The sequence below is a fragment of the Candidatus Borrarchaeum sp. genome (assembly GCF_019058535.1).
Taxonomy (GTDB): domain Archaea; phylum Asgardarchaeota; class Sifarchaeia; order Borrarchaeales; family Borrarchaeaceae; genus Borrarchaeum; species Borrarchaeum weybense.
The window spans coordinates 20,157-30,689 of record NZ_JAHPYX010000224.1 but is presented as its reverse complement, the minus strand read 5'-3'; the positions used below and the strand labels follow the sequence as shown (position 1 = coordinate 30,689).

Sequence of the window (10,533 nt, the reverse complement as noted above, 5' to 3'; positions counted from 1 at the left end):
TGTGTTGGGTCGCGGTGTGGGTGGCGTTGGTGGTGCTGTGGGGGGTGGTGTGGTTGGAGGCGCTGTTGGGGGTCCTGCTGGAGTTTCAGGTCCTTCTAGAACTTCAGATTCTTCTATTAATCCTGCTTCTGGAACACCTGGTCCGGTAACTTCTTCTGGTTCTCCTTTCAATTCTACAAGCGCTTCTTGTCTCGCACGTTCGAATTCAGCTTCTAAAGTCCCTGCTTTTACAACACTTGATCGGCGTGAAATTTCGGAATTAATTTTTTCAAGCCGCTCAGAATATAGTTCCATAAGCTTTTGATATGCAGTTGGGCTAATTTTTTTACTTTTATAGGCTTTTTCTGCATTTTTAATAGCCTGCGTTGCAGATGTTTTCTCAACGTCGAGTATTTGCAGAGTTTCTTGAGTTTGAGTTACTTCATCTATAGAAATACTTTCATCTACGGAATATCCTTCAGATGGGATTAGAAGTTTAGAAGTTGCTGAGGGTTCTCTTCCTCCTCCTACAGATTTTCCTGCCAGATACCCTACGAAGACTAATACTACAAGAATAACGACAACAAAGATTAGTTCAAAAATAACAGCGGCTAAACCAGTTGAAGCCGCTAATGAGTTAATAAGTCCTTGAAAAGCGTCAATTAACTGCAAATAATCACCAACATTCGTCCTTAAATCCACTAATTTTATTCACCTTAATAACTGAACTATAATAAATAAAGTTTTGCGCCTCTACTTCAATTTTTCTTAAAATTTAAGTTTTACTCCCTCTACTACATCTATTCATCAATTACTTGTTAATTAATTCTTTGATTGAAGATATTTAACCTATAATTCAAAGAAACGTTGAAGGGGTTACCGCTCAATAAGACTGATCTGATTATATAAGGATCGCGGATTTAACTGGGGTTACTTGTTAAAATTGAAGTAAATTGAATGGAGCCCCGAGCGGGTGTTTCGGAAAGAGCGCTCCGCTCAAATTTCCTTCGAACCCGCGACTTCTCGCACCTTCGGGAGTTCCGAAGACAACTCGACCTTACCAAGGTCGCGCTCTACCAGCTGAGCTATCGGGGCATTTTTTAATTCAAAAGAGGGTTTTTGTTTAAGGATGAGTTGGTGCGGGGGATGGGATTTCCGAAAAAGGCTTTCGCCAAAACTTTTCGAACCCACGTAGACCTACGTCACTGGATCTTAAGTCTCGTAGCATAAGGCAGCAGTTGCCTCACACACCAGCGCCTATGATCTGACCCTTGTAGGCAAATTGACCTGGCTCGGCCACCCCCGCTTATTATGATGTATCAATTTCGTAGGGTGTGTCTCAAGCCTTTAAGGATAGTGCCGGGGGCGGGCTTCGAACCCGCGACCTTCAGAACATTACCTCAGCGTGTAACGTCTCTCCGGATGTCTCAAGAAAGGGCTTTCTTGGGATATTCTCTATGAAACCGGCTCGGAAAGTGTCCGGCGCTATAACCAGGCTTCTCATCGATGTAGTGAGGGTAATTTCCTCATGCATCGACTCTTAGCCACCCCGGCTTGGTGATGTTAAGCTGTTATAGCTAGATTACGTCATAAGTAATTAAAATATAAAAGAATATCCCTCTCAATTGTTAACTTCTGATGTTTCTTTATTCGTATAAGGAGTGAAGAGTTCTTTCTCAACATAATTTAGAAAATCAACACCTAGAATGAAATTAGAGGCAAAATAAAAAAAGAAAAAGAGAGAGAGGGCTAAACTAAAGTTATGTAGACTTTTATTGTATAGTCTGGAATAGTTTCAAAGTTAAAGAGGATGTCAATCCGTACTCTTTGCCCAGAAAGTGCATCTCTATACTCGGCCATTTCTTCAGGAGATATGTCAAAACTGTCAGACTCGCTTGTGGCAGCAGATATATCGAAACCTTCCTTTCCATCACCATCATCATCTTCATTATCAAGGTCTACTTGATGATCATATACCTTCGATTCAATATCCCAGAAGAGTATTGTTTGGAGGGTGTAGAAAGACACTGTAGCGTCAGTTAAATGAACTGTCTCACCGGCATTAGTCATCGAAAGGCTAACTGTGATGGGCTCCGCTAAGTCTATTACTAAAGGATTTGATTTGACGTTGTGAGCGCTTGTATCAGAACCATTCACCAAGACGGTTAGCGTTAGGTCTTCATGCGTGTATGCAGCATTGGCAGCTGGCATCAACGTTAGCAATAGTACGAGGCTGAATACTGAGACTATTAGACTTTTTTTCAGAGAAATCACCTCGTTCTTTGAGGAGTCTCGCCATCGGGCTTTAGAAAACAAACTCCTAGTTTGGGTATAACCATGTCACCATAGTTGATAAATTTTCTAGTAAATCTCTTCATCTTAACATAATAACTTACCATTTACAGGCAAATTCTACCAATGAAAGAAAAATACCGAGTTCACATAGGAGAGTTTCATAGACGAGCTCTTGAAATCTACTAATTTAAATTATTTTTTTTAATAAACTCCTCTATTTTTTAGATCGAACTGCGCTATACATAATATGATACAGGGAGTTGCTTACATCATGGAGATTCATATACAACAGGGGAAACTCGAAGAAAATATTAAAGAAAGGGTATTTGATATCGCAATTTTAGGTGTTTTTGAGAATGAAACCAGTGATTTTACGAGTAAATCTTTACAAGCAGTAGATTCTGCCCTTGACGGGGCGATTAACGGATTGTTAACTCGCAAAGAATTCGTAGGTAAATTGAATACTATAGAGATTGTTCGACCAGATTGGAAGAATTCGCATTCCAGACTTTTAATCGTAGGTCTGGGCAAAAAGGATGAATTTAGCCTTGAAAGGCTTAGACAAGTAAGTGGAAAAACTGCAGTTCGTACTCGAGAATTGAATTGCCAAGAAATTGTAACAACCCTTCATGAAATTCGTCTAGATAATTCGGCGAAAGATACTGCGCAAGCAGTGATTGAAGGAAGTATATTGGGCATGTATAAGTTTGTAGAACTAAAAACGGATTCTCGCAGTGAATTTATTGACATAAAGAAAATTCTGCTTTTGGAACGAGAAATGACCGTTCTTGATGAAATCCAGGAAGGAGCAAACATTGGTAAAACTATTGCAGAAGCCACAAATTTTGCGCGAAATCTCGCTAATATGCCTGGTAACATAGCAACCCCTACTTACCTAGCTACGAAGTCAGAAGACCTTGCAATAAGTCTGGGTCTAAAATATAATATTCTAGATGAAGAAATTGCACAAGAAATGGGGCTAAATGCCTATCTAAGTGTGGCACAAGGAAGTGATCAGCCTGCAAAGTTCATTATTCTTGAATATACTCCACAAGAAAAAGAGGCACTAGAAACGATTGTCGTCATTGGCAAAGCTATTACTTTTGACTCTGGAGGTCTTTCATTAAAACAGAAGACAGGAATGGAGAACATGAAATACGATAAATCCGGCGGATGCACAGTAATTGGTCTCATACATGCAGTAAGCCATTTACAGTTGCCAATTCACTTATTTGCCCTCATTCCCGCAACAGAGAACTTACCCGGAGGAAAAGCAATAAAACCAGGTGATGTAATCAAGTCTTTTTCTGGTAAAACCATAGAAGTTGTGAATACAGACGCTGAAGGAAGATTAGTAATGGCTGATGCACTGACTTATGCTAAGAAATATTCTCCAACTCTTGTAATCGATATTGCAACACTTACTGGAGCAATTAGAATAACTTTAGGAGCACATGCTAGCGGATTAATGGCAAATAAAGAAGCAGAAAACTTCAAGAAACTACTTACGTCAGCAGGTGAAAAAACTGGGGAACGAGTCTGGGAATTACCCCTATGGAAAGAGTATTCTACGCATTTAAGAAGTGATTTTGCCGATTTAAAAAATGTAGGTGGACGCGAAGGGGCAGCAATTATAGCTGCTGTATTTTTATCAGAATTTGTAGAAAAAGGAACTCCATGGATTCATTTAGATATAGCAGGTACTGCTCGCTCAGATAAAAAGAAAGCATACATCCCAAAAGGTGCTTCAGGAGTAGGGGTACGCCTGTTAGTTCAGTTCATTCGTGATTTAATCGGGAACTAACTCTTCTAAAAAGTTCTACTTACACCCTTTATTTCAAGCGGATGGATAGTTGAGAAACATCCAACAAACTGATCTTTTTCGAACATCGGAGTTAAAGTTACTAATTCTTTGAGATCTGTCCTTTGAGAAATATAGTGATGTGGTGTTTTGCGACCGTTTTTAAAACCATTAAAGATTTTTTCTATCTGTTCTAAACTCTCCGGTAGTGCATGGCAGTCTCGTATGTTGGCTCCAGGTTCTCGAGTTCCTTTCGGCAAAGGTCGTTGTGCAGCGGTTTTGTTACGATAGAGAATGATGCCGTTCGTATCTACGTACGTAAGTGCTACGGGTATTTCGTCTAAAAGTTTCTCCAATTCAATAGCTGATATTTTCATTGTTGATCTTCCCTAAATTCATGTTACGTTTTTTAAATGTTAACGGTTAATAGCGTTATCAACGTTAAAGCGGTTTCCTATTTTCATTTCTTCAAAAAACGTCAGCAAGGGAATTTAGAGAAAATATCCATTTTTTGACTTGAAAAATCAGATCAGAAAAATATCTAAAAAACGAAAAAAAGAGAATGTTATGTTTTCGCAAGAATTGGCTTTAAGTAGGCTAGCGGTGGTTTCTCAGGAATCTTCTTCGCACTCATTATGCCACGTTCATAGCCATAAGCAATTCCAAGGATTAAGAAGCCGTCCTTTATTAATTCTTCAATAACTGCCTCGATTTCATGTTCTGTTGCTTTAGGGAAGAATTCCTTTATGAAAGCTGTGACTTTAGGAACCGCTATAGGGACTTCGTAGAACGATTCGTCGAGGAGTTGAAGTATAACATCCTTTATTTTTCCCTTCATTTCCCCTCACCTCTTTCATTATTTGTAACTATCACGATAGATCATGAAATATTTTAGGTATTCCTACCTATATATATTAATGATTTTCGGGGTTATAACCGTTTTGACTAAAGATTTACGGCAATTTTTATACAGATAATTACTGAATCAGAAAAAGTAGTAAAAAGATGATGCAACAACGAAAAAAATTTCGGAGTAAGTGCTTAACGATTATAAAATCATAAAAAACTAATGAACTGCGGTAATGTTTCGAATCAATATGGCTCTAGCATGCTTCCTCCATTTTTTATCTTATGGAGGAGTTCCACATAACATTTTTCTGCCTCTTGTAGAGTAGTTTTCCCTGCTGCTAACTGTGTAACTTTATAACCACTCGCTATTAACTCAATAAAGTATTTTTGATCTTTCAGAACTAGCCGCAAGAGTTTGTTTTCTGATATTCTAAGACTCTTTAAGATTTGTGGTTTTGCTATTTCTTGTAGCAGATTCCTTTCCTCACTTAATATAACCGTGTTCAAATTTTGAGTTACTCTATTAAAATTAACTTCAAATGACATGATAATAATGCCTCCATTATTTTCGTACAATTAACATCTCTTTTCGGTCAACTTCAATATTTGTATTATTTCTTCTGGTTTATATCAGTTATCAAAGAAAATATGAGGGAACCTTTATATATCAATAAGAAAATATTCACTTAGTGATAACACTAAAAGTAGAGGGTGAAGTTTATGGTGTCAACAAATGGCTTCACGTTAGATGAAAAAGACCTGAGAATTCTTGAATTACTACAAGAGGATTCATCAAGACCAATTAAAACTATTGCAAGCGATGAAATTGTAAATTTAGCGATTCCGACAGTCCATGAACGAATAAGAAAAATGAAAGAAAGTGGAATCATCAAGAAGTACACAGTTATTTTAGACGAGAAAAAGTTAGGCAAAGATGTTACCGCCTTTATTGAAATTACATTAGATTTTAAGGCCCATGAACCAGATGTGGCTGTTCCTTACGAAGTTGCTAATATGAAGGATGTCTTGGAAGTATTTAACTTGGCGGGGGATGCAGATCACCTTATTAAAGTGAAGACCGAAAATATATCAACTCTTGAGGGAATGATAAGAACCATTAATCGTATTCCTGGAGTGGGACGAACGCGGAGTGTTATTGTACTTTCTACTGAGAAAGAGGATACTACACTTTCATTAACATGATAACTTGAAAGCTATGTTTGACGAATTTTGCTGTAAAAAGCTTGCCTTGTTTCGTTGAGCACATGGACTAAAGCATGAATATCTTCTGGTTCTGTCCGGTAGTTGGTAATACAAGCTCTAAGCACAGGTATATTCTGTTTCAGTCTTGTAGTAGAAATCCAAGCCTTTCCAGAAGAAACGACTCCCTGAGCGATGCTTTCGACGAACTCGACAGATTTCCCTTCTGGTCTTTGTTGATCAACAAAACACACAACTGGTAACTTTGTCTGATTGACGATTTTCCAACCTGATTTTTTAAGTTCTTGGCGCAATAAATCTCCCATTTTTACTTGGTGTCTAATTACGGTGCTATATCCATTCCATCCTGCCACAGCAAGAGATAAAAAGACTTTTAGACCAATAAATCTGCGGGAACACTGGAGGGAACGAATATATGGATCTACTACATTTAATCCCAACGCATCTTTTGGCATATAATCGGCTTCTATAGAAAAAGTTCTGAGGAGAATTTCTGGATGGCGAGTTAAGAATAGACCAGCGCCCATAGGGACATTTAGCCACTTATGTGTGTCGAATGTGATCGAATCTGATCGTTCAATGCCTTCAAGAACATTTCTCATTTCAGTTACAAATACGATCGCACCTCCCCATGCCGCGTCAACGTGAAACCAAAGTTTCTCCTTTTCTGCTACATCAGCAATTCTTTTTATATGATCTACCACTCCGGCGTTTGTCGTTCCTGCGGTAGCCGCGACTAGAAATGGAGCGAACCCAACGTCTCTATCTTTTGCAATTTGCTCAATAAGCACATCAACTTTCATTTGCAATGAATCGTCTACAGGTATTTGTTGCACTGCCTCTACGCCCAGACCACATGAACGAGCAGTTCTTATAAGAGAATGATGACTCTCTGTAGAAACATACAGTTTAGGCAGTGTGTCGAGTCCTCTTAGCCCTCTTTGTGCAAATTTTGGAAATTTGTGAGTGAGAGCTGTTAATAGAGCTGTATGATTAGCTTCAGTACCACCAGATGTAAAAGTGCCATCTATTTTTTCCGAATTATAACCAAATTGAGAAGCAAAAAATCGAATTAAATGTTGTTCAACTTCCACGGCAAAGGGACTATGACTCCATGTTGCGAGTTGAGGATTAAAAGCAGCAACCAAAGCATCAGCTGCGATCCCCATTGTGGTTGGAGACGGATTGAATAATCCAAAGTATTGTGGATTAGCTACATGCATTTGATAGTCCCACAAGCCTTTCACTACAAAATTCAATGCCTGTAAAGGATCTATGGACTTTGTAAATGTAATAGAGTTTAGCAGAGATCGTATCTTATCTGCATCTAAATAGGGGGCAACGCGTGCTTGATTAACATTTGTAATATATTCTTCAATAACTTCAACAAGACACTGCCAAAGAACGATTCGGGTCTTCTTATCGAGCATCATTATTTCCACATGATTCATCTAAACACCTAACTTGAGCATTTCAAATAATGAATTAGAGTATGATTTTAGGAATTATATTATCTTATTCAATACTTATTTTTCAAAAAGAGTGGTGGGCGAGGGGAGATTTTCAGAAAGAGAGGGTTTCTCTCTATTCCTTCGAACTCCCGGCAAACGGGACACCACAGCGCGCGTGTAGAGTCATTCCGTATCGTGCTGGGGTTACCCAAGCAGAACTCCGGATGTTTTTGTCTCCTCATTAAGAGGAGGGCACCCAAATCCGGAATCATACCATGCTAGACCACCCGCCCACATTAAATAAACTGTCTTTTGGGATGTGAGACAGTATATGAAGCCGCCGGAGGGATTTGAACCCTCGACTTCCACCAGTTATGCGAATAGCAGAACTGTCATTGGATTACAAGTCCAACGCTCTACCAGCTGAGCTACGGCGGCTCTTATTGGTGGCATTGCTTTTTATTTGATTTGTTTTTTATTTTTTTAACCTTTATGGTGAACCCTGAATCCATGAAGCTTGGATCTATATGCTTCTTATATTCATTTAATCTATATGTTCCATTTGTTCCATTTAATATTGAGAGCCACTCACTTGAAAAAAATGATATCAAGTTAATTGACTTTGGGAAAAGAGGGCTGGGTCGTGTATAAACTCAAAGCTAAAACTCCATATATTTTATTTCTGGGAATATTAGTCTCCGTGATAATGTTTTTTAGTTTTGCATTTCTTTATGTGGCAAGCCAGCAAGAAGCTATTGCGATTGGCGGTTTTCAATATCATGCGAGAGATGGAGACAGAGCCAATAAGTTCTCGGTTGCACCAGGAGGTGCATCACAGGATTATGCTATGAGTTTTGTTGTTACTAATACAGGGGGTACAGAAATTACTTTGACACATCTAGAAGTAGAAAATGATGGTAGAATTTGGACATCTGGAACGGATAACAACTGGAAAGTAGCTGTATATCTAAATGATGATGAGACTTTACTTAATCCTAAAGGGAATGATTTAGGGGTGACGATCCCTGCATCTCGTATTTTCGTTAGCTTTAAGTTGTATTGTGAAGGATCTGGAGACTATTTTCTTACAGATAGTTCTGTAAGGGTCACTATTTACTCAGCCACAGGAAATATCTATCAAACGAACTTCTTTATAAATTAAAATTGCTCAGATAACTACATGGATTAAAAGGTGCTCATAATAATTCTGAGCGAAGTTCTCGATATCGAAGTTAACTTTTTTATTTGTAACCTGACTTAATGTAGAAATGAAGAGACATTTCCAAAATCATGGTGTTCAGATGAGATGTCTGAAGAGTAAAATGAGGAGAACGCAATGGCACAGGATAAAATCCATCACACAGAGAAATATCTTTTAACATCGGCTGGGGGACGAGCAACGCGATTTGGAGGATTTCCTAAGCACTTATTGAAGATAAAACGAGATAAAACTAGGATATTGCTGGCCGATGTTCTGCGTGTTCGAGAACGGACACCTCTACAAGTTATACTCGCCATCAAAGAGGATGATGCAATGCAATCGTGGATTAAAGAGGCTAAAATCGATATAGTCCTTAAAGAGCCTCCTTATGTCCGTTCTAATGGACATATGTTTCCAGCTGCAATTGCACGAATAATTTACTCCCATGTGAATCAATGTAAGAAATGCAAGAATGCGGGATGGATCAACGAGGATTGTGCAGAAGAAATTCTCCTAATCTTTATGCCGTGTGATCATGATAAAGCAGATGCATTCATCAATGCTGAACTTGTCCTCTTAAATAAGACGTTGGAACATCCAGAAAAAATTATAGGTTTGCAAGCCTCAGTCCAGGATCATCACGATCCGACACAAATGGGTATTGCTGAATGTATTCTCTTAGAAGAGGGCGAATACCCCCTTTTGGAATGCGTTCAATTTCGTGAGAAACCGGATGCAAGCACATTAGAAAAAGTTGGTGCAGATGTGGTTTTTGGAATTAACACCATGATTTGGAGCGGAACGATTTTTGCATGGTTAAGGGCCTTCTCAGGTGATGTTGTGTTAGATAAACTAACACAGGCTATAAAAGAGGCTGTTAGCGAAGGTGATGATGCTGATGATGTTGTGCGGCTTTCTTACAAAAAATCTCAACCACTTGGACCGTTAGATTTCTCAAATGACCTTAATTCACGATTCAATGAATATTACTATATCACAGTTGATGGGAGTCTCTGGGGCGATATTGGGTTTCTTTTAGACGCCGTCAGGGATGAAAAGTTTCAAGACACCTTGTTACAGAAAGGTGAGTTACAAAAAGAGAGAACTAAAAATACATTAGTTTTAAGTGATGTAGAGGATTGCGACATATACATCGTAGGAACAGAAAATATGGTACTCTATTGTCATGTAGGAGGGGATGGGCGCAAGAAAGTATTACTTGTAGGTCCATCAGCGACTGCGGACGATTTGAAGAAACTTGTGGGTTTTATAAGAAAAGAATAACCTGTTCTGGGCTATTTTTTTGTTGAGAAACAACTAATTTATCATTTTTAGTAAAATTTAAAACAAAACCTGATCACTATTTCGTGTCTACAATTGTAGCAATTGGGGACGTAGTGTAGCCAGTTCGTATTAATCTCTGGTAGGTTAGTATGAGGTAATGTAGCACGTCGGGCTCCAGAGGTTGTAAATAGCAAAAACTGACGGAAGGATGAAGATCTTCTGGAGTTGTGCTTACCAGAGAAACCCGATGGCAACACGTGGCGTGGTTCTCACGGTTGGCGGAAGAATGAGGCAAAAAACATCAGTCAAAATTAGGGAAGTCTCATTTCGAATCGGGGGTTCAAATCCCTCCGTCCCCACCACTTTTAAGAATCATCATACAGTAAGATGATATTTTTCTCTTAACCGATTCAAATCTTTTGAACGCGGTGGAGTTGAACTCAACAATATCC

The 10,533-nt window shown here is 38.8% G+C and carries 9 protein-coding genes, 6 tRNA genes and 1 pseudogene; 5 read left to right on the top strand and 11 right to left on the bottom strand.

Going from position 1 to position 10,533, the window contains the following annotated elements; all coding sequences use genetic code 11:
• The 5 genes and pseudogenes from QVB70_RS13835 to QVB70_RS13815 all read right to left on the bottom strand — a co-directional run.
• Positions 1-681, bottom strand: a pseudogene (locus QVB70_RS13835) (hypothetical protein); the annotation flags it as partial.
• A 256-nt stretch (positions 682-937) separates the two neighbouring features.
• A tRNA-Thr gene (locus QVB70_RS13830) sits at positions 938-1,074 on the bottom strand.
• Between the two features lie 40 nt (positions 1,075-1,114).
• Positions 1,115-1,285: transfer RNA gene (locus QVB70_RS13825), tRNA-His, on the bottom strand.
• A gap of 51 nt (positions 1,286-1,336) precedes the next feature.
• A tRNA-OTHER gene (locus QVB70_RS13820) sits at positions 1,337-1,533 on the bottom strand.
• Between the two features lie 195 nt (positions 1,534-1,728).
• Entirely contained in the window at positions 1,729-2,049 is a 321-nt protein-coding gene (locus QVB70_RS13815; RefSeq protein WP_287587352.1) for a hypothetical protein, read from the bottom strand.
• A 496-nt stretch (positions 2,050-2,545) separates the two neighbouring features.
• On the opposite strand from QVB70_RS13815, the gene QVB70_RS13810 reads away from it, so the two are divergent.
• On the top strand, positions 2,546-4,078 hold the full coding sequence (locus tag QVB70_RS13810; RefSeq protein ID WP_287587351.1) for a leucyl aminopeptidase: 1,533 nt from the start codon (positions 2,546-2,548) through the stop codon (positions 4,076-4,078).
• 5 nt (positions 4,079-4,083) lie between these two features.
• Here the strand turns inward: QVB70_RS13810 and QVB70_RS13805 are convergent, their stop codons facing one another.
• The 3 genes from QVB70_RS13805 to QVB70_RS13795 form a co-directional block, all read right to left on the bottom strand.
• On the bottom strand, positions 4,084-4,452 hold the full coding sequence (locus QVB70_RS13805; protein ID WP_287587348.1) for a PAS domain-containing protein: 369 nt from the start codon (positions 4,450-4,452) through the stop codon (positions 4,084-4,086).
• Positions 4,453-4,640: 188 nt separating this feature from the next.
• Complete coding sequence (locus QVB70_RS13800) at positions 4,641-4,913, bottom strand: hypothetical protein (RefSeq protein ID WP_287587345.1); 273 nt, start codon at positions 4,911-4,913, stop codon at positions 4,641-4,643.
• A gap of 254 nt (positions 4,914-5,167) precedes the next feature.
• Complete coding sequence (locus tag QVB70_RS13795) at positions 5,168-5,470, bottom strand: hypothetical protein (protein WP_287587343.1); 303 nt, start codon at positions 5,468-5,470, stop codon at positions 5,168-5,170.
• Between the two features lie 174 nt (positions 5,471-5,644).
• Here QVB70_RS13795 and QVB70_RS13790 point away from each other — a divergent pair, with 174 nt between their 5' ends.
• The gene (locus tag QVB70_RS13790) at positions 5,645-6,127 is read left to right on the top strand and encodes an Lrp/AsnC family transcriptional regulator (protein WP_287587340.1); all 483 of its coding nucleotides are present in this window, start codon (positions 5,645-5,647) and stop codon (positions 6,125-6,127) included.
• An 11-nt stretch (positions 6,128-6,138) separates the two neighbouring features.
• On the opposite strand, the gene QVB70_RS13785 is transcribed toward QVB70_RS13790, so the two are convergent.
• The 3 genes from QVB70_RS13785 to QVB70_RS13775 all read right to left on the bottom strand — a co-directional run bounded on the left by QVB70_RS13785 (position 6,139) and on the right by QVB70_RS13775 (position 8,034).
• Positions 6,139-7,596: an aminotransferase class V-fold PLP-dependent enzyme gene (locus QVB70_RS13785; RefSeq protein ID WP_287587338.1), complete on the bottom strand. Its 1,458-nt coding sequence runs from the start codon at positions 7,594-7,596 to the stop codon at positions 6,139-6,141.
• Between the two features lie 92 nt (positions 7,597-7,688).
• A tRNA-Pro gene (locus tag QVB70_RS13780) sits at positions 7,689-7,889 on the bottom strand.
• A 42-nt stretch (positions 7,890-7,931) separates the two neighbouring features.
• Positions 7,932-8,034, bottom strand: a tRNA-Thr gene (locus QVB70_RS13775).
• 205 nt (positions 8,035-8,239) lie between these two features.
• Here QVB70_RS13775 and QVB70_RS13770 point away from each other — a divergent pair.
• From QVB70_RS13770 to QVB70_RS13760, 3 genes are all read left to right on the top strand, one after another.
• Positions 8,240-8,758 carry a hypothetical protein gene (locus QVB70_RS13770; protein WP_287587336.1) on the top strand — a complete coding sequence of 173 codons (519 nt, stop codon included), beginning with the start codon at positions 8,240-8,242 and terminating at the stop codon, positions 8,756-8,758.
• Positions 8,759-8,932: 174 nt separating this feature from the next.
• Complete coding sequence (locus QVB70_RS13765) at positions 8,933-10,081, top strand: hypothetical protein (RefSeq protein WP_287587333.1); 1,149 nt, start codon at positions 8,933-8,935, stop codon at positions 10,079-10,081.
• 104 nt (positions 10,082-10,185) lie between these two features.
• Positions 10,186-10,443, top strand: a tRNA-Trp gene (locus tag QVB70_RS13760).
• The last annotated feature ends 90 nt before the right edge of the window (positions 10,444-10,533 follow it).